The organism is Pseudomonas sp. A014 (assembly GCF_052378495.1).
In the GTDB taxonomy this organism is placed as follows: Bacteria; Pseudomonadota; Gammaproteobacteria; order Pseudomonadales; family Pseudomonadaceae; genus Aquipseudomonas; species Aquipseudomonas machongensis.
The window spans coordinates 5,949,753-5,971,462 of sequence record NZ_CP199001.1; the positions used below are offsets into that span (position 1 = coordinate 5,949,753).

Sequence of the window (21,710 nt, forward strand, 5' to 3'; positions counted from 1 at the left end):
CCGACCATGACCCTGAACTGGAAACCCGCTGCGACACCGGACGCCTCCCCCCTCGATGGCCGCTTCATCCGCCTGGAGAAACTCGACCCGGCGCGCCATGGCGACGACCTGTGGGAAGTCCTGCAAGGCCCGGGATCGGACCCGGTGCTGTGGAACTACCTGCCCTATGGCCCGTTCGCCGAACGCGCCGACTTCGACCGCTGGCTGCAAGGCAACGCAGCGGGCCGCGATCCGCTGTTCTATAGCGTCATCGACAAACACAACGGGCAGGTGCAGGGCATCCTCAGCTACATGTCGATCGTCCCCGAGCAGGGACGTTTCGAAATCGGCCACATCGCCTTTGGCGCGGCCATGCAGCGCACGCCCAAAGGCACCGAGGCGGTCTACCTGTTGAGCAAGCTCGGCTTCGAGCTGGGCAATCGGCGCCTGGAGTGGAAATGCAACGATGCCAACGCCCGCTCCAAGCGCGCGGCGCTGCGCTTCGGCTTTGTCTTCGAAGGCGTGTTCCGCCAGCACATGGTGGTGAAGGACCAGAACCGCGACACCGCCTGGTATTCGATCACCGACGGGGAGTGGCCAGCAGTGGCGGCGGGGTTCGAGCGCTGGTTGAGCGCTGAGAACCAGCGGCCTGAAGGTCAGGTGAAAACCTTGGAAGCGTGTCGCCTGGCCTGACGCAATCGCGGGGCAAGCCCGCTTCCAAAGGTACCCCGCCAATTCCAGAACCAGCGGGGTGCCCCGCGATCGGGCCTTGAACCCAACATAAAAAAAGGGGAGCAACCGCTCCCCATGAGGTAAACCGCTTGTCAGTCGAAGGCTGTCGCTCAGCCTTCGATCTCGATCAGGATCTCGCCCGGGGTCACCCGGTCGCCCTTGGCTACGTGGATGGCAACGACCTTGCCGGCGATGGCCGCCTGCACTTCGGTCTCCATCTTCATGGCTTCGGTAATCAGCACTGCCTGCCCGGCCTTGACCACATCGCCCTCCTTGACCAGCACATCGACGATGTTGCCCGGCATGGTGGTGCTGACGTGACCCGGCGCGCTGGCCTGCTTGCGCTTGCTGCTGCCGCCGCCGACGAAATCGTTGAGCGGCTCGAACACCACTTCTTCCGGCATGCCGTCGATGGACAGGTAGAAGTGACGCTTGCCTTCGGCCTTGACGCCCACGCCGGTGATGTCGACGCGGTAGGTCTCGCCGTGCACGTCGATGACGAACTCGGTCGGTACACCCTCACCGCCCACGGAGGCTGCAGCACCGGCTTCCGGGATTGGCAGCAAGGCTTCGGGCTTGAGGGTTCCGGCTTCACGCTCTTCGAGGAACTTGCGTCCGATGTCCGGGAACATGGCGAAGGTCAGCACGTCTTCCTCGCTGTGCGCCAGGCTGCCGATCTCGGCACGCAGCTTGGCCATTTCCGGCTTGAGCAGATCGGCCGGGCGCACATCGATGACGTCTTCGCTGCCGATCGCCTGGCGGCGCAGCTTCTCGTCAACCACACCTGGCGCCTTGCCGTAGCCGCCTTGCAGGTACAGCTTCACTTCGTTGGTGATGGTCTTGTAGCGCTCACCGGCCAGCACGTTGAAGAACGCCTGGGTGCCGACGATCTGCGAGGTCGGGGTGACCAGCGGCGGGAAGCCGAGGTCTTCGCGCACGCGCGGGATCTCCGCCAGCACTTCGTTCATACGGTTGAGGGCGCCCTGCTCCTTGAGCTGGTTGGCCAGGTTGGAAATCATCCCGCCCGGTACCTGGTTGACCTGCACGCGGGTATCCACGGCGGTGAACTCGCTCTCGAACTGGTGGTACTTCTTGCGCACGGCGTAGAAGTACAGGCCGATTTCCTGCAGCAGCTCCAGGTCCAGCCCGGTGTCGAACTCGCTGCCCTTGAGCGCGGCAACCATCGACTCGGTGCCTGGGTGGCTGGTGCCCCAGGCGAAGCTGGAGATGGCGGTGTCGATATGGTCGGCGCCGTTCTCCACAGCCTTGAGCTGGCACATGGCGGCCAGGCCGGCGGTGTCATGGGAGTGGATGAACACCGGCAGCGACTGCTCGGCTTTCAGCGCCTTGACCAGCTCGCCGGTGGCGTACGGCGTCAACAGGCCGGCCATGTCCTTGATCGCTACCGAGTCGCAACCCATGGCTTCCATCTGCTTGGCCTGGTTCACGAAGGCCTCGATGGTGTGCACGGGGCTGGTGGTGTAGGCGATGGTGCCCTGGGCGTGCTTGCCGGCGGCCTTCACCGCTTCGATGGCCACGCGCAGGTTACGCACATCGTTCATGGCGTCGAAAATACGGAATACGTCGATACCATTGACTGCAGCCTTGGCCACGAAGGCCTTGACCACATCATCGCTGTAATGGCGGTAGCCCAGCAGGTTCTGACCGCGCAGCAGCATTTGCAGGCGCGTGTTGGGCAGCGCGGCGCGCAGTTGGCGCAGGCGCTCCCACGGATCTTCCTTGAGGAAGCGCACACAGGCGTCGAAGGTCGCGCCGCCCCAGACTTCGAGCGACCAGTAGCCGACCTTGTCGAGCTTTTCGCAAATCGGCAGCATGTCTTCGGTGCGCATGCGGGTGGCCAGCAAGGACTGGTGGGCGTCGCGCAGGATTGTGTCGGTTACATGGATTTTCTTGGACATTGTTGAATTCCTCACAGGCCTGCGTGGGCGGCGATGGCGGCGGCGATGGCCAGGGCCAGCTCTTCGGGTTTGCGCTTGATCGAGTAGTTGGTCAGTTCCGGATGGCTTTCCACGAAGCTGGTATTGAACTGGCCGCTACGGAATTCCGGGTTGCGCAGGATTTCCTGGTAATACGCGGCGGTGGTCTTGACCCCCTGCAGGCGCATGTCATCCAGGGCTCGCAGGCCACGGTCCATGGCTTCTTCCCAGGTCAGCGCCCAGACCACCAGTTTCAGGCACATGGAGTCGTAGAACGGTGGAATGGTGTAGCCGGTATAGATTGCCGTGTCGGTACGTACGCCCGGGCCGCCGGGGGCGTAGTAACGGGTGATCTTGCCGAAGCTGGGCAGGAAATTGTTCTTCGGGTCTTCGGCGTTGATCCGGAACTGCAACGCGTAGCCGCGATGCTGGATGTCTTCCTGTTTGACCGACAGCGGCAAGCCCGAGGCGATGCGGATCTGCTCACGCACGATATCGATGCCGGTGATTTCCTCGGTGATGGTGTGTTCCACCTGCACTCGGGTGTTCATCTCCATGAAGTACACCTCGCCATCGGCGAGCAGGAACTCCACGGTACCGGCGTTCTCGTAGTTGACTGCCTTGGCGGCCCGTACGGCCAGGTCGCCGATGTAGGCGCGCTGTTCCGGCGTCAGCTGCGGGCTCGGGGCGATTTCGATGAGCTTCTGATTGCGGCGCTGGATCGAGCAGTCGCGCTCGAACAGATGCACCACGTTGCCGAAGCTGTCACCGAGAATCTGCGCCTCGATGTGTTTGGGATTGACGATGCATTTCTCGAGAAACACCTCGGCGGAACCGAACGCCTTGGTGGCTTCGGAAATCACCCGCGGGAAGTTCTGTTCCAGCTCTTCGCGGCTGTTGCAGCGGCGAATACCACGCCCGCCGCCACCGGAGGTGGCCTTGAGCATCACCGGATAACCGATGCGCTCGCCTTCGCTCAGGGCTTCGTGGATGTCGGCCACGTTGCCTTCGGTACCTGGGGTCACCGGGACACCGGCCTGGATCATCGTGCGGCGCGCTTCGGTCTTGTCGCCCATGCGACGGATAACCTCGGCGGCAGGGCCGATGAACTTGATGCCACGCTCGGCGCAGATTTCCGCAAGTTCGGCGTTTTCCGATAGAAAACCGTAGCCCGGATGCAGGGCGTCACAGCCGGTTTCCACAGCAAGGTTCACCAGCTTGCGCGGGTTCAGGTAACCGGCCAGCGGCTCGGCACCGATGCTGTAGGCCTCGTCGGCGCGCTTGACGTGCAAGGCATGACGGTCGGCGTCGGAAAAGATCGCGACAGAGCGAATGCCCATCTCGGCGCAGGCACGCACGATCCGAACTGCGATTTCACCCCGGTTGGCGATCAGGATTTTTTTTATCACTGGAGTCTTCCCAAAGCCGTAGGAACAGACGATCCGGTTACACCGGTCGGCGCGTGACCAGACGTCGCTGGCCAGTCGCACCTTCAAACTAGCGCCACCGGTGAATAAACAAAAATCAATATTTGTTAGGGGCTGTATTAGCAAAAGCTTATAGTTGGGTAACAAGGTTTTGCCGGAGCCTGGGGATAAATGCGTAAGTCCTTGATGCGTATGACTTTGCGTCAGCTGCAGATCTTTAACGAAGTGTGTGATTTGCGCTCGTACAGCCGCGCGGCAGAAGAGATGGCGCTTACGCAACCCGCCGTAAGTCTACAGATCCGCCAGCTCGAAGAGCTGGTCGGCCAGCCACTGTTCGAGTACGTCGGCAAAAAGCTCTACCTGACCGAAGCCGCCGAGGCACTGCAACGTGCCAGCCGCGACATCTTCGGGCGCCTGGAAAACCTCGACATGCAGCTGTCGGACATGCAGGGCTCACTGCAGGGGCAATTGAAACTGGCGATCGAATCCAGTGCGAAGTACTTCGTGCCACACCTGTTCGCCGCCTTCAAGCAACGACACCCGGAGGTCAACCTCACACTCACGGTGGTCAATCGCGCCCAGGCCATCCGACGCCTGTCCGACAACCGCGACGACCTGATCATCATGTCGATGGTGCCGCAGGACATGGGCCTGGAGTTCCTGCCGTTTCTCAACAACCCGATCATCGCGGTGGCGCCACCGGAACACCCGTTGTGCAAGCTCGAACGCTTGCGCCTGCAAGACCTGGAGCCTCATACCCTGCTCATCCGCGAACAAGGCTCGGGCACGCGCAAAGCCTGCGAGGAGTACTTCAAGGACAAGCGCGTGCACTTCACCCAGACCCTGGAAGTGGCCTCGGCCGACGCCCAGCGCGAATGCGTGATCGCCGGTTTGGGCATCGCCCTGCTGACTCGCCATGCAGTGAACATGGAGCTGGCCACCGGGATGCTCAGGGAATTGCCCGTCGAGGAACTGCCGCTGTACCGCAGCTGGTGCGTGGTGCAGTCCAAGGCCAAGCGGCAATCGCCGGTGGCCTTGGCATTTCATGCGTTCATTCGTAGCGAACGCGCGAAAATCAGCGGGCTTGTGGAGCGATTTTCTGGGAAGCCGCCGACGCCACCTGCCATACCGTGATGTCTTGCAGCTCAGGGTAGTCGGCGATATCACGCAACAGTTGACGCTGGTCGCAGTAGCTTTCGATCGCACGTCGATATTCCATGCGACGTTGATCCTTCTCAGCCTGCTTGCGAGCCTTGGCGTTGGGTTGGTACGAACCGAAATGATCGTTTGCCATTGCCTGTCTCCCAGATCGGGTGCGGGAGCTTCAGGGTGGCCCCGAGGGTTTACGGTTTGGCTGAGAAATGGTGACAGAATCGTGAATTTTAATTGCCCGTACCGGCCCTTTCGCGGGTAAACCCGCTCCCACAGCGGCCGGTGCGGTGGCAGCGCGATCAGTCGTCGGTAGCCTTGATCGACTTGGGCGACAAGCGCAGGCTGCGCAAGCTGCGCTTGACGCTCTTGAGGTGGTTGACCAGGCTCGGGCCACGGGCCATGGCCACGCCCATCGCCAGCACGTCGATCACCACCAGGTGGGCAATGCGCGAAGTCAGCGGGGTGTAGATCTCGGTGTCTTCGTGTACATCAATCGCCAGGTTGACGGTCGACAGCTCCGCCAGCGGCGTCTGGCTCGGGCACAGGGTGATGAGATTGGCGCCGCTTTCACGCACCAGGTTGGCGGTGATCAGCAAGTCTTTCGAACGCCCCGACTGCGAGATGCACACGGCGACATCACCCGGTTTGAGGGTCACCGCCGACATCGCCTGCATGTGCGGGTCGGAATAGGCTGCGGCGCTGAGCAGCAGGCGGAAGAATTTGTGCTGGGCATCGGCGGCGACCGCACCGGAAGCCCCGAAGCCATAGAACTCCACGCGCTGCGCCTGGGCCATGGCACTTACCGCCTGCTGCAGCGCCTGCGGGTCGAGGTGCTCGCGCACTTCCATCAGCGTGTGCAAGGTGGTGTCGAAAATCTTCAGGCTGTAGTCGGCGACCGAATCGTCTTCATGGATGGCGAACTGGCCGAAGCTGGCGCCCGCCGCCAGGCTTTGCGCCAGCTTGAGCTTGAGGTCCTGGAAGCCCGAACAGCCGATGGCGCGGCAGAAACGCACGATGGTCGGCTCGCTGATACCAACACTGTGGGCAAGATCGGCCATCGAGCTGTGCATGACGGCAGCCGGATCAAGCAGCACGTGGTCGGCCACTTTCAGTTCCGATTTGCGCAGCAGGTGGCGCGATTGAGCGATATGTTGCAACAGATTCACAGGCTGGACTCGGTTATGATCGGCTGGCCGGGATGTAGCTATCTTGTAGTTATACTACATGACCGGCTGACCGCCCAGCTAAACGAACGTGGGAGAGTGGTGGCTTGAGTATCCCTTGCGACATTCTGGTTTTCGGCGGCACGGGCGACCTGGCCCTGCACAAGCTGCTGCCGGCGCTTTATCAGCTCTACCGCGAGGGTCGCCTGCACAACGCCGTGCGGATCATCGCCCTGGCCCGCCGCCCCCTGCCGCGCAACGACTACCTCAAGCTCACCGAGCGTCATTGCCGGGCGCAGATCGCCCGCAACGACTTCGACGAGGAGGTCTGGCAGCGCTTCTCGGCACGCCTTGACTACTTCGCCATGGACGCCTCCCAAGGCGCCGATTTCGGGCGCCTGGCCCGTTACCTCGGCGAGCCCGGTGGCCTGACCCGGATCTTCTATCTCGCCACCGCCCCCAACCTGTTCGTGCCCATCGCCAACAACCTGCGCCTGGCCGGGCTTGCCGACAGCGAAGCGCGCATCGTGCTGGAAAAGCCCATCGGCCATTCACTGGAGTCGGCCACGGCGATCAACGAAGCCATCGGCGCGGTATTCGACGAATCCCAGGTGTTTCGCATCGATCACTACCTGGGCAAGGAGACGGTGCAGAACCTCATGGCCCTGCGCTTCGCCAATGCCCTGCTGGAGCCTGTATGGCGCAACAGCCAGGTCGATCATGTGCAGATCAGCGTCTGCGAAACCCTCGGGGTCGAGAACCGCGGCGCCTACTATGATCGCGCCGGCGCTACCCGCGACATGCTGCAGAACCATCTGCTGCAACTGCTCTGCCTGGTGGCGATGGAGCCACCGGCACAATTCGAGGCCGAGGCGGTGCGCGACGAGAAGGTGAAGATCCTTCGTGCGCTGCGCCCGATCACCGGCCAGGACGTGCAGGACAAGACCGTGCGCGGCCAGTACGGCGCCGGCAAGATCGGCGGCCAGGAGGTCCCGGCCTACTACTTCGAGAAGGATGTCGACAACGACAGCGATACCGAAACCTTCGTCGCCGTGCAGGCTCATATCGAGAACTGGCGCTGGGCCGGCGTGCCGTTCTACCTGCGCACCGGCAAGCGCATGGCACGGCGCTCGTCGCAGATCGTCATCCAGTTCAAACCGGTGCCCCATGAGCTGTTCGCCGGCGGCCAGGTCAACCAGTTGCTGATCCAGTTGCAACCCGACGAGCACATCAGCCTGCGCATGATGACCAAGAGTCCCGGCCGCGGCATGCGCCTGGCGCCGGTCGAGCTGGACCTGAACCTGGCCCAGGCCTTCGCCCAGACACGCCGCTGGGAGGCCTACGAGCGCCTGCTGCTGGATGTACTGGATGGTGATTCGACGCTGTTCATGCGCCGCGATGAAGTGGAGGCTGCGTGGGCGTGGATCGACCCGATCCTCAAAGGCTGGGAGGAACACTTCCAGGCACCGCGGACCTACCCGGCAGGCAGCAATGGGCCGGAGCAGGCCAACAGCCTCCTCGCGCATCAGGGCCGACACTGGCACCTCTGACCATCTCCTGCCCCGGCACTTGCCGCCGGGGCGCAGGTCATCTTCGCGAGCGCTCCAGCAACGTCTTGAACGCTGCGGCATCGATCGGTCGACTGATCAGGTAACCCTGCGCCTCGTCGCACCCCTGTTCACGCAGGAATGCCAGCTGCTCCTGGGTTTCCACCCCCTCGGCCACCACCTCCAGCCCCAGGCTCTTGGCCATGGCGATGATTGCCCGGATGATCGCGGCATCCTGGCTGCCCTCCTGCAGGCCCCGAATGAACGCCTGGTCGATCTTCACGTAGTCCACCGGAAAGCGCTTGAGGTAACTCAGCGATGAATAGCCGGTACCAAAATCGTCGATCGCCAGCTTCACGCCCAATGCGTGCAGTTGCTGGAAGGTGGCGATGATGTGCTCGACATTGTCCAGCAACTGGCTTTCGGTCAGCTCCAGCTCCAGCAGGTGCGGCGCCAGTCCGGTCTCCTGCAGTACCTGACGCACCAGGCTGACCACCTTGCCCTGGCGCAACTGGTAGACCGACAGGTTGACCGACACACGGATCTCCCAGCCCTGGCGCAACCATTCACATGCCTGCCAACACGCCTGACGCAGGACGAACTCACCCATCGGCGCAATCAACCCGGTTTCTTCGGCCAGCCCGATGAACTCGCCCGGCGGCACCATGCCCCACTGCGGATGCTGCCAGCGCACCAGCGCCTCGGCAGCATGCAGACGGCCGGAACGCAGGCACAGCTTGGGCTGGAAGTAGACCCGCAGCTGGTTTTCGTCGAGAGCCTTGCGCAGATCGTTTTCCAGTTGCAGGCGCTCCAGGGTGCTGGCACGCAGGCTTTCGGTATAGAACTGGAAGCTGTCGCCCCCCAGGTGCTTGGCGTGTTGCTTGGCCATGTCGGCCTGACTGACCAAAGCGTTGAGGTCGAAAGTGGCCTCCGACAACACACTGATGCCCACCGATGCACTGATCACCACCTCATGACCGCCCACTCGCTGCGGCACCCGCAGCTTGTCGAGCAGGCGTGTGGTGACCCGCACCAGGCTGGAAAGATTGCTGTAGCCATCGAACAGCACGGCGAACTCGTCGCCGGAGATACGTGCCACGGTGTCGGCCTCCGGCACCGCATTGGCCAGGCGCTGGGCCATTTTCTTCAGCAACTGGTCGGCCAGTTCGTGCCCCAGGCTTTCATTGAGCAGCTTGAAGCGGTCCAGATCGACATGCAGCAGCGCCAGGCTGCGGCCGTTCAGGCGCACACGCTGCACCGCCTCATGCAGGCGCAGACGGAACAGCGCTCGGTTGGCAAGGCCTGTGAGGTCATCGTAGTGGGCCAGATAGCGCAGGCGCTCCTCCGACTCACGGCGCGCCGACAGGTCCGTGAAGAACGCCACGATATTGCTGATGTTGCCCCGTCCATCGCTCACGCCATTGAGCTGCAACCATTGCGGGTAGAGCTCGCCATTACTGCGCGCCTCGACCAGCTCGCCCTCCCAGCGCCCTTGCTGCTCGAGGGCCTGGTGAATCGATTGGCTGTGCCGACGGGCGTCGCGGCTGCAGGGCAGCTCCAGCAGGTCACGCAGGATCAGGTCTTCGCGCCCGTAGCCGGTGAGATCGCAGAATCGCTGGTTGACCGCCAGCAACTGGTAGTGCGCATCGAGGATGGCGATGCCTTCACTCGCCGCTTCGAACACGGTGGCAGCCAGCCGCTGCTGTTCTTCCTGTTCCTTCTGTGCGGTGATGTCACGACGGGTACCCAGCATGCGCAGGACCTTGCCGTCGGCATCACGCTCGACCGCCCGTCCCCGGTCCTCGATCCAGCACCAGCGACCTTGCGTGTGGCGCACCCGGTATTCGACGCAATAGTCGTCGCTGCGGCCCTTGAGGTGCTCGACCAGCGTGCGACGCAGTAGCGGCAGATCGTCGGGATGCAAGCGCGGCTTGAGGTCGGCACGCACCGAGCGCACCTGCCCAGGCTCCAGGCCGAACAAGGCATGCAGCTGGGTGTGATGGACTTCGTCGGTTTGCAGGTCCCAGTCCCATAGCCCCAGTTCGCTAGCCTCCAGCGCCAGGCTCAGGCGCTGCTCGCTGGCACCCAGGGCCTGGGTGGCAAGCGCCAGCTCCCGGCCTCGCTCGCTCACCCGCAGCTCGAGGCCGGCCTGCGCTTGGCGCAATTGCTCTTCGGCGTGACAACGGTGGCGGATCTCTGCGCTCAAGGCCTGGTTCAATTGCTCGCCATGGCGTTGCGCACCCTGCAGATGCTCGATCAGTGCCTGGTTCTGAAAGCGCCGAAGCAGACCGCGTTCGATCAGACGATTGACCTGCCAGGCCACCACCATCAGGGCTCCGAGCAGGATCAGGCCAAGCCAGCCCCAGCCGCGCTGCAACCCGTCCTGATAAAAGAACAGAAATCCGATCGGCGGCAACAGGCCGGGTAACACGAAGCTGAGAAAGGCCGGCAGGCTGACCGCGTAGGCGACGCTCGCCGACAGCGCCGCTGCGCCCAGCAGGCCGAAAACCCAGGCCTGCTGGACGAAACTGTCCACCGGTACCAGCGCGAGGGCGGCACAGCCAAGCGTCAGGCCACTGAAGGCCGAACCACCCAGAAACATCCGCCACCAGGTCGGCTTGGCCTGACGCTCCGGCGAGGCCGCATCGAAGGCCGCCACCTGGATCACCCGCAAGGCCACCAGCGCCAGTAACCAGACCATCCACACGCCGACCAGCAGGTAGCGGGCAGGGCTCCACAGCAGCCAGGCGCAAAGCAGGCCGTTGAGCAACATGAACAGGGTGGGCAGCAAGGAGCCCTGGTAAAGCAGGCGGGTCCGCTCGATGGAGAGCTGGGTTGCGAATTGCCTGCGAACGCTCCTTGTCGATTCGGGTGATGCGTCGATCACCACGCAATTCTGGGTCATATGGCAGTGTTCTTATAATGGTTAGCCGCGAACGTGCACGGAGCATACACAAGCGCGAGGCCGGGCCAAACTGCTGTGTGTCATGATTTCACAAATGCCCGACCATTTGCCCGCAGCCCCCGCGCCAACCTAGAATGGCCGGATGCACACTGATGACCTCTCCCTACTGCTCAATTCCCTCAACGATGCCCAACGCCAGGCCGTAGCAGCCCCGCGTGGGCGTCAACTGGTGCTCGCGGGCGCCGGCTCGGGCAAGACCCGCGTGCTGGTGCACCGCATCGCCTGGCTGATCCAGGTCGAACAGGCCTCGCCGCATTCGATTCTGTCGGTGACCTTCACCAACAAGGCCGCCGCGGAGATGCGTCACCGTATCGAGCAGTTGCTGGGCATCAACCCGGCTGGCATGTGGGTCGGCACCTTCCACGGCCTGGCCCACCGCCTGCTGCGTGCCCACTGGCAGGAAGCGCGCCTGGCGCAGAATTTCCAGATCCTCGACGGCGACGATCAGCAGCGGCTGATCAAGCGAGTGATCCGCGAGATGGGCCTGGATGAGCAGCGCTGGCCGGCACGCCAGGCCCAGTGGTTCATCAACGGCCAGAAGGACGAAGGCCTGCGCCCGCAGCACATCCAGGCCAGCGGCGACCTGTTCCTGGCGACCATGCGCGGCATCTACGAAGCCTATGAGCAGGCCTGCGAGCGCGCCGGGGTCATCGACTTCTCAGAGCTGCTGCTGCGCGCCCTCGACCTGTGGCGCGACAACCCCGGCCTGCTCGAGCACTACCAGCGCCGTTTCCGCCACCTGCTGGTGGACGAATTCCAGGACACCAACGCCGTGCAGTATGCCTGGCTGCGCCTGCTGGCCGGCGGTGGCGAAAGCCTGATGGCTGTGGGCGACGACGACCAGTCGATCTATGGCTGGCGCGGTGCGAAGATCGAGAACATCCATCAATACACCGCCGACTTCCCCGACGCCGAACTGATCCGCCTGGAGCAGAACTACCGCTCCACCAGTGGCATCCTCAAGGCCGCCAACGCCCTGATCGCCAATAACAGCGGGCGTCTGGGCAAGGAGCTGTGGACCGATCTGGGCGAAGGCGAACCCCTCACCCTGTACGCGGCATACAACGAGCACGACGAAGCACGCTACGTGGTCGAAAGCATCGAGCGCATCATCAAGGACGGCAATTCGCGCAGCGACATCGCCATCCTCTATCGCTCCAACGCCCAGTCGCGGGTGCTCGAAGAAGCCCTGCTGCGTGAGCGCATCCCCTACCGCATCTATGGTGGCCAGCGCTTCTTCGAGCGCGCCGAGATCAAGAACGCCATGGCCTACCTTCGTCTGCTCGAAGGCCGCGGCAACGATGCAGCACTCGAGCGGGTGATCAACGTTCCGCCACGCGGCATCGGCGAGAAGACGGTCGAAGCCATCCGCGAACATGCCCGCCACAGCCAGCTGTCGATGTGGGATGCCATGTGCCAGCTGCTCGCTGCCAAAGCACTCAAAGGCCGTGCGGCCAGTGCCCTGGGCGGCTTCATCGAGTTGATGGAAAACCTTGCGAACAAGGTCATGGAGATGCCACTGCACACCATGACCCAGACCGTCATCGAGCAGTCCGGGCTGATCATCTACCACCAGGAAGAAAAGGGTGAAAAGGGCCAGGCTCGGGTAGAAAACCTTGAGGAACTGGTCAGCGCTGCGCGCAACTTCGAATCCACTGAGGAAGATGCCGATCTTTCGCCGCTGTCGGCATTCCTCGGTCACGCCTCGTTGGAGGCTGGCGACGCCCAGGCAGACGAGCACGAAGACAGTGTGCAGTTGATGACCCTGCACAGCGCCAAGGGCCTGGAGTTCCCCTACGTGTTCCTGGTCGGCCTGGAAGAAGGCCTGTTCCCGCACAAGATGAGCCTGGAAGAACCTGGCCGCCTTGAGGAGGAGCGCCGTCTGGCCTACGTCGGGATCACCCGCGCGATGCGCCAGCTGATCATGACCTACGCCGAGACCCGGCGCCTGTATGGCAGCGAGACGTACAACAAGGTATCGCGTTTCGTACGGGAAATTCCGGCAGGTCTGGTTCAGGAAGTACGCTTGTCCAATTCGGTCAGCCGTCCTTTCGGCGGTGCGCAGACCCAGGCCAGCAGCCTGTTCGCCAACGCCAACATCCCGCAGACGGCGTTCAGCCTTGGCCAGCGCGTGCAGCACTCGGTGTTTGGTGAAGGCGTCATCCTCAACTTTGAAGGGTCCGGGGCACAGGCTCGCGTGCAAGTGAACTTCGACGAAGGCAGCAAGTGGCTGATGCTTGGGTATGCCAAGCTGGAAGCGATCTGAGGACGAGTCGCGCTGACTCGTCCTGCAACGCTCTTTCAGACGCCAGATTCAGACGCGGATTACAGGATCAGGCAAAAGCTCGAAACATTCTTGCGCTAGCCATGTCTCCTAGATCATGTGCACCATGACGCGCGTGCAATCCACAAAACGGGAAATCCCATCTTATGCAACGTTTTCTTAGCATCGCACTGGCGCTCTGCGTCGGCCTGACGCTGAGCCTCGACGCCAACGCCAAGCGCTTCGGCGGTGGCAAGAGCTCGGGCGCTGCGCCTATGCACCAGACCCGCCAAGCCTCCCCAACCACGCCTGCCGCCGCGCCGACCGCTCCAGGCCGTGCACCGGCCGCTGCCAGCGGTGCTTCGCGCTGGCTGGGCCCTCTGGCCGGCCTCGCCGCCGGTGGCCTGCTCGCCTCCATGTTCATGGGAGACGGCTTCCAGGGCATGCAGATCCTCGACTTCCTGATCATGGGCCTGATCGCCTTCCTGGTCTTCCGCTTCATCGCTGCGCGCCGTCGCCAGCAGCAGCCGCAAGCTGCCGCAGCCGCCGGCCACGCTCCTTACCAGCGTGAAGTGCAACAACAGCCTGCGCAATCGATCTTCGGTGGATCGGCCGCGCCTGTCGCCGCCGCGCCAGTCATCAACGCCCCGGCCTGGTTCAACGAGCAGAGCTTCCTGGCCGCTGCCCGCAACCACTTCCAGACGCTTCAGCAGCACTGGGATGCGAACGAGATGGACAAGATCGCCGAGTTCGTTACCCCGCAAATGCTCGAGTTCCTCAAGCGTGAGCGTGCCGAGCAAGGTGATGGCTTCCAGTCCACCTACATCGACGACCTCGATGTGCAGCTGGAAGGCGTCGACGACCGCGCCGACAAGACCATCGCTACCCTGACCTTCCGTGGCGTATCGAAGAACTCGCGCTTCGATCAGGGCGAGGCCTTCAGCGAAAGCTGGCACATGGAGCGTGCACAGGGCGAGAACCAGCCCTGGATGCTCGCCGGTATCCGCCAGAACGGCTGATTCTGACGCGCTTCACAGAAAAACCCCGGGCCTGTCCCGGGGTTTTTGCTTTTGCCACACTGGGCTACTAGGGTATAACGCGCAGCGTTGTCATCAAGGTAAGAGGAAGTGAACTGTGGAAGAAGTGATCGAACAACTCCGTGAAGCCAATGAGCCAGTACCCGTGCCCCTGGAGCTTCCCGACGAAGACCAACTGGTCGAAATCGAAGAACAGCTGTTCATCAACATTCCCTTCGTCTTCAAGGAATTCCTGCTGACCGTCAGCGACGTGGTCTACGGTTCCCTCGAGCCGGTCACTGTCACCGACCCGCAGTCGCACACCTACTTGCCTGATGTTGCCGCCAATGCCTGGGATGCCGGCGTACCACGCGACCTGATCCCCCTTTGCCAGGACGGCGACAGTTACTACTGCGTCGAGGAAGACGGCACGGTAGTGCTGTGGGATGGCGACGAAGAAATCGTTGGCGAGGAAAGCTGGGAGTCGGTGTGGCACTGGGCGCGGGACGTCTGGCTGGAAAGCTGAACCCGAATGCGCAAAATAATGGCACACCGCCATTAACTACTCGTAGAATCGCCAGGCTTTCTGCGCCTGGCGACATCGTTACCGCCTGATCCCCTCGGACTACCATGAAGTCTTGCGCAGGGAGCGATCACCCCTCAATGCGAGTGATCGCGGCTGTTCTCCAACGTTTCCAGCAGGGCGATCTGCATGCGCGTATGCACGCGCACGAACCAACGCCACAACAGCGCGACCACCACGGCCGCGACCACGGCGATGACCAGCAAAAGCTCGTTGGTCGGCAGGATGCTCGCCGACAATGCCGACAGCAGCAGGAAGATCACCAGCAGCGACAACAGCGGAATCACTTCGGCAATCACGCGGCGCACGCGCTGAGTGTGACGCCCGGCCATCTCCGGCTTGACCCCCATCTCCGCCAACAGCATCGACAGCGCCTTGAGCTTGCGATAAGCGGCGATCAGGAAGGGCAGTGACAACAACAATGCCGCACCCCAGATCACCGCCTTCTGCTGCCCGACATCACCGATCCATTCGCTCAACCAGGTGCCGATGCGTACCGCGAAGTAACCACCGCTGAAGAAGATGGCGATTACCAGTGCCAGGTTCACCCCCACTTGCAGCAGGATGCGCCGGATCATCGCCGCCAGCATGGCGCCCTCGCCTTGAGGCTGAATGTTGCGCAACCACTCGCCATACAGCGACAGCACCCGCGACAGGCGCTGCGGTACCACCTTGCCCAGACGAATCGACAGGGGATCCGCGGCACGAATCAGGTAAGGCGTGAGCAAGGTGGTGATGGCCGAGACGGCCACTGCGACTGGGTAGAGGAAGTCGCTGGTGACCTGCAAGGTCATGCCCAGGGCAGCGATGATGAAGGAGAATTCGCCAATCTGTGAAAGCCCCATCCCCACACGCAATGAGGTACGTCCATCGTTGCCCGCAATGAAGGCGCCCATGCCGCAGGAGAGCATCTTGCCCAGCACCACAGCCAGGGTGATCACCACGATCGGCCAGGCGTAGTCGATCAACACCTGCGGATCGATCATCAGGCCAATGGCGACGAAGAAGATGGCGCTGAACAGGTCGCGTACCGGCTCGATCAGGCGCTCGATCTTCAGCAACTGGCGCGATTCGGCCATGATCGCACCGATCAGGAAGGCGCCCAGCACCATGCTGTACTCGAGCTTGACCACCAGCAGGCAGAAGCCGAAGCACAGCCCCAGTACGGTAATCAGCAACATCTCGTTGCTCTCGAACTTCGCAACGTAGGCCAGCAGCCGTGGCACCAGCAGGATGCCAATGACCAGCGCCACGATCATGAACAGCGACAGCTTGCCGACAGTGGAGAACACCTCGCCGGAACTGACCGTACCGCTGACCGCAATGCCTGAAAGCAGGGCGATGATGCCGATGCCGAGGATGTCCTCGACGATCAGGACGCCGAAAATCAGCTGCGCGAACCGCTCGTTCTTCATCTTCAGGTCGTTGAGCGCCTTGACGATGATCGTCGTCGAGGATATCGCCAGGATGGCACCGAGGAACAACGAGTCCATGGTGCTCCAGCCGAACCAGCGGCCGATCTCGAAGCCGATCCAGATCATCAGCACGATTTCGAGGAAGGCAGCGATGAAGGCGGTCGCCCCCACCTTGAACAGCTTGCGCAGGCTGAACTCCAGGCCCAGGCAGAACATCAGGAAGATCACCCCGAGCTCGGCCAGGGTCTTGATCGTGTCTTCGTCGTGGATGAGGCCGAACGGCGGCGTGTGAGGGCCGATGATGAAACCGGCGACGATGTAGCCCAGCACCACTGGTTGGCGCAGCCTGTGGAAAAGAATGGTTACCACCCCTGCGACCAGCATGATCACGGCCAGATCCTGGATGAAGCTTATGGCATGCATGGCGTGGCACTCCTTTTCTCTACGCACGGGGGCAGACCGCTCCTCTGCCAGGCATCCCCGATCGAGCAGCTAGTACAGATTGTGTTGAAGGGTGGAACACCCATGTTGCATGGGCGTACTCAGGGTAACATCGCGTCCGCTCGTCAAACGCCCGTGCAATATGTAGAAACAGATCGGCAAAAGCGCACGAGGTAATGGCATGATCGGCGTGACGACGGACCGTCGAGCGACGTCCGTTTCCAGGATGGGAAACCTCAACAGAGGGGAACAGAAGTGTCTGCAGATACCCGCCCCGTTTCAGCGCAACCTCACCGTGAGCACACTATGGAACCTGGAAACGCCCAGCTGAGCATGACCGTCCTGATGACGCCGGACATGGCCAACTTCTCGGGCAACGTACATGGCGGCACCCTGCTGAAATACCTCGACGAAGTGGCCTATGCCTGCGCCAGCCGCTATGCCGGTACTTATGTCGTGACCCTGTCGGTGGACCAGGTGATCTTCCGCGAGCCGGTGCACGTCGGCGAACTGGTGACCTTCCTCGCCTCGGTCAACTACACCGGCAACACGTCCATGGAAGTGGGCATCAAGGTGGTGACCGAGAACATCCGCGAGCGCTCCGTTCGCCACTCCAACAGCTGCTTCTTCACCATGGTCGCGGTCGACGACAATCGCCGCCCGGTCGCGGTGCCGCCACGTCAGCCACAGAACAGCGAAGAGAAGCGCCGCTTCCTGCAGGGCCAGCAGCGCCGCCAGATCCGCCAGGAGCTGGAGAAGCGCTACCAGGACCTGAAGACCGAGTGATCTAGAACGCCAGCACCTGTGCTTCGAACCGCACCCGCGGATGGGCGATACGGTCCTGCGCCCGCACCAGCTGCAACTCGTAGCTGGCGCAGGCCTGGGTTTCCAGCAGCACTTCGTGCACCGCCGCCGCGGTGAACTCGAAGGCCTGCAGCCACGAATCGCCCAGCAGTACCCGCGCCAGGAAAAGCCCCGAGGTCAGGTCACCGACTCCAACCGGCTGACGCGGAAACGCCAGCAGCGGGCGGCGCAGGTGCCAGCTCTGCTCGCGGGTCACCAGCAGCATCTCGAAAGCATCCTCGCCGCGCCCCGGGTAGGCCAGGTGCTTGACCAGCACCGCCTGCGGCCCACGTGCCAGCAGGCCGCGCGCCATGGCCACGCAATCTTCCAGCGACTGCGCATGCCGACCACAGAAACTGTCGAGCTCGAGCTGGTTCGGGCAGAGGATGTCAGCCACCGACGCCGCCTGCTCAAGCAGGAAGTCGCTGACCTCCTGGGGCACGATGCAGCCCTTCTCGGCGTGCCCCATCACCGGGTCGCACAGGTACAGCGCACGCGGGTTGACCGCCTTGATCCGTTCGACGCCGGCCAGGATCGCCCGCCCCTGCTCGGCACTGCCCAGGTAACCCGACAGCACTGCATCGCAATGGCCCAGCTCGCCGATATTGGAAATGCCTTCCACCAACGCAGGAATTTGCTCCGGAGCAAGCACTTCGCCAGCCCACTGGCCATACTGAGTGTGGTTGGAGAACTGCACAGTGTTGAGCGGCCAGACATTGACGCCGATGCGCTGCATGGGAAACACCGCGGCGCTGTTTCCGGCATGGCCAAAGACCACATGGGACTGGATCGCGAGCAAGTGCGGTGTACGTTTCATGCAGGAGACTTCCGAAGCTGTGTGGATAAGTGAAAGTCGATCAGTATGAACCCGAAAGCCACCTGTACGACAGGCCAGGCACGCAGTTAAGCTGAAGCCACCTGTCTGGAGCATATGCAAATGTTGACCCTGGAGAACCTGTTCGTCCTGATGCTGTTGGCGACGGCTGGCGCCTGGCTGTGGCACAACCATGGCTTGCGTGAGAAGGCGCTGGAACGGGTCAAGCAGCATTGTGCGAAGCTCGACCTGGAGCTGCTAGACGACGCCGTGGCCCTCAAGCGCATCGCCTTCGTACGCGATGCCAATGGCCGCAAGCGCCTGGCGCGGGTCTATGCCTTCGAGTTCACCGTTACTGGCGAACAGCGTCACCCCGGCACCGTGACCCAGTTCGGCGCCCATACCGTACAGATCGAACTGGCACCCTATCCGTTCGAGATCAAGACCCCGCCGCGCACCGACAACGTTATCGAAATGCAGCAATGGCGCCAGGAGCATAACCGCTGGCGCAACTGATCAGCCGTTTACGCGGCAGTGCTCGATGGCTGCTTGAAGGGGCTGTAACGGCTGGGGCTGATCGAAGATCAGCTCGATACGTGAGTCCCTGCGCCATTCGCTTGAACGCCACTCAGGCACACCGCGCCCCAGGCCGTTGAATGATTGCCAACCCTGGGTGCTGTGGATAACCCCTTTGGCTCGCCGCCACGCCCATTGTGCGAGCACGCCACGCAATGCATCCTCATCGAAGCGCTGGCTCGGATGCCAGCGCCAGCCCACACTCCACCCACCCTCACCTTGCTGCTCCTGGCAGATGGGTTGGCGCGGATCTGTCCACAGGGCAGCCAAGCTGACGGGTGCACTGTCCACAGGCAGGCAGGAAAGATCCGCTGGGGGTAGGGGCTCTGTGGACAAAATGGGCAGGTTATCCAGGGCAAGCGCAGCATGATCCGTCCACACCGCCCTGATTTCGCCAAACGCCGCAGTTATCAACAGACGCTGTGCATCATCCACATCTTCTGACTTGTTGAAAATCAACAACCCCGCCTGCGCCACTGCCTGCTGTTGCGCATCGGGCAGCGGTTCACCCCGCGCCAGGGCGACAGCATCCAGCACCATCAGCAAGGGCTGGACATCCAGCACACCGATCCAGGGCGCGCGCCTCAACTGCTCCAGCAATTGCACGGGATGACCGAGGCCGGAAGGCTCGATGAACAGCCTGTCGGGCTTGGCCTTGCGCAGCAGACGCCCCAGGCCGACCTGGAATGGCGCCCCGTTGACACAACACAAGCAACCGCCCGCCACCTCGCCGATGGCGACGCCGGCCTCGTCGGTGCTGAGCAGCGCAGCGTCGAGGCCAATCTGGCCGAACTCATTGACCAGCACCGCCCAGCGTTCGTTTTCCGGGCGCTGACCGAGCAGGTGGCGAATCAGGCTGGTCTTGCCTGCGCCCAGTGGGCCGGCGATGACGTAGGTGGGAATGTGCTGCAACATGGCTCGGAATCTAGGTGGACGTGATGCCAGTCTATCGTGGATACAGGTTCGTTGCCTTTACGGACCTCTTCGCGGGCAAAGCCCTCACCCCAACCAATCAAGACTCAACAACAGCCGCTTCTCTCCCGGCGGCGTCGGCGGCGAGCGGTGCACCAGCCCTGCCCCCTCGTTACCCAACCACTTCTCTCCCTTGAGCAAGGCCACATCCCCCGCCTGCAAGCGCCGAATGTTATCCACAGGTGCTTCGGCCAGTTGCAAACGGCTGCGGTCGATGTCGCCTTCTTCCAACCACTCACTGCCGGCCCCCGCATAGGTGGTCAGCAGACGCAGTGGGACATGATCCACATGAAAGCGCGGGCACATCGCCCCGTCGAGCAGCCTCAGCCGCAAGCCCACGCGGCGCGCGCCCAGCAGGCAGGTATAGGCCGCCACCAACCACGACACGTCAGCCACAAAACCTTCGTAACCGTGCAGATCGGCCGCCTCGGGCAGCAAGCGATGCAACACCGGCGGCTCACGCTCATCCACCTCCATCACACGTTCATCCGACATCGGCTGGCCAAGATTGAGCAGCAGGGCCGCGAAGTCCTCGACCTGCGCCGGTAAGCGTCGCTGCCACACGGCCAGGTTGACGCCATCCTGCAGGATGTCTGTCATCACCTGCGGCGACTCGCCGAACGCCTGGCGGATATCCACAAGCCGAGGTGCCGCCTTCATGCTGCCGCCTCTTCATACCAGGGGCCGAACGGATCATTCAGGCGCAACCAGGCCATCGGCCCGAGTTCCATCTCATCGTCCGTCAGCAGACACGCTTCAAGCTCTGTGGATAACCGTGCGAAGTCGATGTTCTGACCGATAAACACCAGCTCCTGGCGGCAGTCGCCAGAATCGACCGTCCACTGCTTGAGGATCGCTTCGAGGTTCTCTTCATCTTGCGGCCACTGCTCACGCGGTACGAAACGCCACCAGCGACCCGCCAGCCCATGACGCATCATGCCGCCTGCCTGCGACCAACTGCCGGCTTCCTGGTACTTGCTGGCCAACCAGAAAAAGCCTTTCGAACGCAGCAACCGACCATTGCTCCAGCTGTTGTGGATAAAGTCGAAAAAGCGCTGTGGATGAAACGGCCTGCGTGCCTGCCAGGTGGTCGAGGCGATGCCGTACTCCTCGGTTTCCGGCACATGCTCGCCGCGCAGTTCCTGCAACCAACCCGGCGCCTGGGACGCTTGCTCGAAGTCGAACAGCCCGGTATCGAGAATACGCTCCAGCGGCACCTGGCCCATCACCATTGGCACGATCTGGGCACGGGCGTTGAGGCTGCGCAGGATCGCGGTCAGTTCCTCGCGTTCGTGCTGACTGATGAGGTCGATCTTGCTCAGCAACAACACGTCGGCAAACTCGATCTGCTCGATCAGCAAGTCGCTGATCGAGCGTTCGTCCTGCTCACCCAGGGTTTCGCCACGACTGGCCAGGCTGTCCGCCGCCTGGTAATCCCGCAGGAAGTTGAGGCCGTCGACCACCGTGACCATGGTATCCAGGCGCGCCATGTCGGAGAGGCTGCGGCCTTGTTCGTCGCGGAAGGTGAAGGTTTCGGCCACCGGCAGTGGTTCGGAAATGCCAGTGGATTCGATCAGCAGGTAATCGAAGCGGCCTTCGTCGGCGAGCCGGGCCACTTCCTCGAGCAGGTCTTCGCGCAGGGTGCAGCAGATGCAGCCATTGCTCATCTCGACGAGCTTTTCTTCGGCGCGATTGAGGCTCACATTACGCTGTACCTCGCTGGCATCGATATTGATTTCGCTCATGTCGTTGACGATCACCGCAACCCGCAGATTTTCACGGTTGCGCAGGACATGGTTGAGCAGCGTGCTCTTGCCGGCCCCGAGGAAGCCGGACAGCACGGTAACGGGAAGACGGTTGGTCATGGTGAACCTCATCGGGCAAG

18 protein-coding genes are annotated in these 21,710 nt (G+C 62.5%); 8 read left to right on the forward strand and 10 right to left on the reverse strand.

The window, feature by feature from the left end; translation table 11 throughout:
- Positions 1–6 precede the first annotated feature (6 nt).
- Positions 7–672 (forward strand): GNAT family N-acetyltransferase, encoded by a 666-nt coding sequence (locus ACTYOL_RS27355; protein WP_444757371.1) that lies wholly within the window; start codon positions 7–9, stop codon positions 670–672.
- Positions 673–821: 149 nt separating this feature from the next.
- Here the strand turns inward: ACTYOL_RS27355 and oadA are convergent, their stop codons facing one another.
- Entirely contained in the window at positions 822–2,630 is a 1,809-nt protein-coding gene (gene oadA / locus ACTYOL_RS27360; RefSeq protein WP_054892974.1) for a sodium-extruding oxaloacetate decarboxylase subunit alpha, read from the reverse strand.
- 11 nt (positions 2,631–2,641) lie between these two features.
- The gene (locus tag ACTYOL_RS27365; RefSeq protein WP_054892975.1) at positions 2,642–4,057 is read right to left on the reverse strand and encodes an acetyl-CoA carboxylase biotin carboxylase subunit; all 1,416 of its coding nucleotides are present in this window, start codon (positions 4,055–4,057) and stop codon (positions 2,642–2,644) included.
- A 189-nt stretch (positions 4,058–4,246) separates the two neighbouring features.
- Here ACTYOL_RS27365 and ACTYOL_RS27370 point away from each other — a divergent pair, with 189 nt between their 5' ends.
- On the forward strand, positions 4,247–5,209 hold the full coding sequence (locus ACTYOL_RS27370; RefSeq protein ID WP_153774173.1) for a LysR family transcriptional regulator: 963 nt from the start codon (positions 4,247–4,249) through the stop codon (positions 5,207–5,209).
- Here ACTYOL_RS27370 and ACTYOL_RS27375 read toward each other — a convergent pair.
- Together ACTYOL_RS27375 and hexR are read right to left on the reverse strand one after the other, a co-directional pair.
- Positions 5,151–5,369: a PA3496 family putative envelope integrity protein gene (locus ACTYOL_RS27375; RefSeq protein WP_081311761.1), complete on the reverse strand. Its 219-nt coding sequence runs from the start codon at positions 5,367–5,369 to the stop codon at positions 5,151–5,153. The two genes, ACTYOL_RS27370 and ACTYOL_RS27375, sit on opposite strands and share 59 nt — an antisense overlap.
- A gap of 157 nt (positions 5,370–5,526) precedes the next feature.
- Complete coding sequence (gene hexR, locus ACTYOL_RS27380; RefSeq protein ID WP_003253273.1) at positions 5,527–6,393, reverse strand: transcriptional regulator HexR; 867 nt, start codon at positions 6,391–6,393, stop codon at positions 5,527–5,529.
- 104 nt (positions 6,394–6,497) lie between these two features.
- On the opposite strand from hexR, the gene zwf reads away from it, so the two are divergent.
- A complete protein-coding gene (zwf, locus tag ACTYOL_RS27385; RefSeq protein WP_197891715.1) occupies positions 6,498–7,940 on the forward strand; it encodes a glucose-6-phosphate dehydrogenase in 1,443 nt (480 codons plus the stop codon).
- Positions 7,941–7,977: 37 nt separating this feature from the next.
- Here zwf and ACTYOL_RS27390 read toward each other — a convergent pair whose 3' ends face one another.
- Positions 7,978–10,842: an EAL domain-containing protein gene (locus tag ACTYOL_RS27390; RefSeq protein WP_444757372.1), complete on the reverse strand. Its 2,865-nt coding sequence runs from the start codon at positions 10,840–10,842 to the stop codon at positions 7,978–7,980.
- Positions 10,843–10,984: 142 nt separating this feature from the next.
- Here ACTYOL_RS27390 and uvrD point away from each other — a divergent pair, with 142 nt between their 5' ends.
- The 3 genes from uvrD (at position 10,985) to ACTYOL_RS27405 (ending at position 14,707) form a co-directional block, all read left to right on the forward strand.
- Positions 10,985–13,168: a DNA helicase II gene (gene uvrD / locus ACTYOL_RS27395; RefSeq protein WP_063541860.1), complete on the forward strand. Its 2,184-nt coding sequence runs from the start codon at positions 10,985–10,987 to the stop codon at positions 13,166–13,168.
- Between the two features lie 164 nt (positions 13,169–13,332).
- Positions 13,333–14,184 carry a Tim44 domain-containing protein gene (locus ACTYOL_RS27400; protein ID WP_054892980.1) on the forward strand — a complete coding sequence of 284 codons (852 nt, stop codon included), beginning with the start codon at positions 13,333–13,335 and terminating at the stop codon, positions 14,182–14,184.
- 115 nt (positions 14,185–14,299) lie between these two features.
- Positions 14,300–14,707: an SMI1/KNR4 family protein gene (locus ACTYOL_RS27405; protein WP_063541864.1), complete on the forward strand. Its 408-nt coding sequence runs from the start codon at positions 14,300–14,302 to the stop codon at positions 14,705–14,707.
- Positions 14,708–14,841: 134 nt separating this feature from the next.
- Here the strand turns inward: ACTYOL_RS27405 and ACTYOL_RS27410 are convergent, their stop codons facing one another.
- Complete coding sequence (locus ACTYOL_RS27410) at positions 14,842–16,602, reverse strand: cation:proton antiporter (RefSeq protein WP_063541866.1); 1,761 nt, start codon at positions 16,600–16,602, stop codon at positions 14,842–14,844.
- A gap of 324 nt (positions 16,603–16,926) precedes the next feature.
- Here ACTYOL_RS27410 and ACTYOL_RS27415 point away from each other — a divergent pair, with 324 nt between their 5' ends.
- Positions 16,927–17,406 carry an acyl-CoA thioesterase gene (locus ACTYOL_RS27415; RefSeq protein WP_054892983.1) on the forward strand — a complete coding sequence of 160 codons (480 nt, stop codon included), beginning with the start codon at positions 16,927–16,929 and terminating at the stop codon, positions 17,404–17,406.
- A gap of 1 nt (position 17,407) precedes the next feature.
- Here the strand turns inward: ACTYOL_RS27415 and pdxY are convergent, their stop codons facing one another.
- Positions 17,408–18,280 (reverse strand): pyridoxal kinase PdxY, encoded by an 873-nt coding sequence (pdxY, locus tag ACTYOL_RS27420; RefSeq protein ID WP_200603731.1) that lies wholly within the window; start codon positions 18,278–18,280, stop codon positions 17,408–17,410.
- 120 nt (positions 18,281–18,400) lie between these two features.
- Here pdxY and ACTYOL_RS27425 point away from each other — a divergent pair, with 120 nt between their 5' ends.
- The gene (locus tag ACTYOL_RS27425; protein WP_054892985.1) at positions 18,401–18,793 is read left to right on the forward strand and encodes a DUF3301 domain-containing protein; all 393 of its coding nucleotides are present in this window, start codon (positions 18,401–18,403) and stop codon (positions 18,791–18,793) included.
- Here ACTYOL_RS27425 and ACTYOL_RS27430 read toward each other — a convergent pair whose 3' ends face one another.
- The 3 genes from ACTYOL_RS27430 to zigA all read right to left on the reverse strand — a co-directional run bounded on the left by ACTYOL_RS27430 (position 18,794) and on the right by zigA (position 21,690).
- Positions 18,794–19,768, reverse strand: coding sequence for a CobW family GTP-binding protein (locus ACTYOL_RS27430; RefSeq protein WP_444757373.1), 975 nt, complete (start codon positions 19,766–19,768; stop codon positions 18,794–18,796). It abuts the gene before it with no gap.
- An 84-nt stretch (positions 19,769–19,852) separates the two neighbouring features.
- Positions 19,853–20,485, reverse strand: a complete 633-nt coding sequence (locus ACTYOL_RS27435; protein ID WP_323453530.1) for a DUF1826 domain-containing protein — start codon at positions 20,483–20,485, stop codon at positions 19,853–19,855.
- Positions 20,482–21,690 carry a zinc metallochaperone GTPase ZigA gene (gene zigA, locus ACTYOL_RS27440; RefSeq protein ID WP_153774329.1) on the reverse strand — a complete coding sequence of 403 codons (1,209 nt, stop codon included), beginning with the start codon at positions 21,688–21,690 and terminating at the stop codon, positions 20,482–20,484. The genes ACTYOL_RS27435 and zigA overlap by 4 nt, the downstream gene beginning before the upstream one ends.
- Positions 21,691–21,710 lie beyond the last annotated feature (20 nt).

Bases quoted from the DNA above. Each gene is read 5' to 3' on its own strand.
- ACTYOL_RS27355 (WP_444757371.1), top strand. From the start codon at position 7: ATGACCCTGAACTGGAAACCCGCTGCGACACCGGACGCCTCCCCCCTC.
- oadA (WP_054892974.1), bottom strand. From the start codon at position 2,630: ATGTCCAAGAAAATCCATGTAACCGACACAATCCTGCGCGACGCCCAC.
- ACTYOL_RS27370 (WP_153774173.1), top strand. From the start codon at position 4,247: ATGCGTAAGTCCTTGATGCGTATGACTTTGCGTCAGCTGCAGATCTTT.
- ACTYOL_RS27375 (WP_081311761.1), bottom strand. From the start codon at position 5,369: ATGGCAAACGATCATTTCGGTTCGTACCAACCCAACGCCAAGGCTCGC.
- ACTYOL_RS27390 (WP_444757372.1), bottom strand. From the start codon at position 10,842: ATGACCCAGAATTGCGTGGTGATCGACGCATCACCCGAATCGACAAGG.
- uvrD (WP_063541860.1), top strand. From the start codon at position 10,985: ATGCACACTGATGACCTCTCCCTACTGCTCAATTCCCTCAACGATGCC.
- ACTYOL_RS27400 (WP_054892980.1), top strand. From the start codon at position 13,333: ATGCAACGTTTTCTTAGCATCGCACTGGCGCTCTGCGTCGGCCTGACG.
- ACTYOL_RS27410 (WP_063541866.1), bottom strand. From the start codon at position 16,602: ATGCATGCCATAAGCTTCATCCAGGATCTGGCCGTGATCATGCTGGTC.
- ACTYOL_RS27415 (WP_054892983.1), top strand. From the start codon at position 16,927: ATGGAACCTGGAAACGCCCAGCTGAGCATGACCGTCCTGATGACGCCG.
- pdxY (WP_200603731.1), bottom strand. From the start codon at position 18,280: ATGAAACGTACACCGCACTTGCTCGCGATCCAGTCCCATGTGGTCTTT.
- ACTYOL_RS27425 (WP_054892985.1), top strand. From the start codon at position 18,401: ATGTTGACCCTGGAGAACCTGTTCGTCCTGATGCTGTTGGCGACGGCT.
- ACTYOL_RS27430 (WP_444757373.1), bottom strand. From the start codon at position 19,768: ATGTTGCAGCACATTCCCACCTACGTCATCGCCGGCCCACTGGGCGCA.
- ACTYOL_RS27435 (WP_323453530.1), bottom strand. From the start codon at position 20,485: ATGAAGGCGGCACCTCGGCTTGTGGATATCCGCCAGGCGTTCGGCGAG.
- zigA (WP_153774329.1), bottom strand. From the start codon at position 21,690: ATGACCAACCGTCTTCCCGTTACCGTGCTGTCCGGCTTCCTCGGGGCC.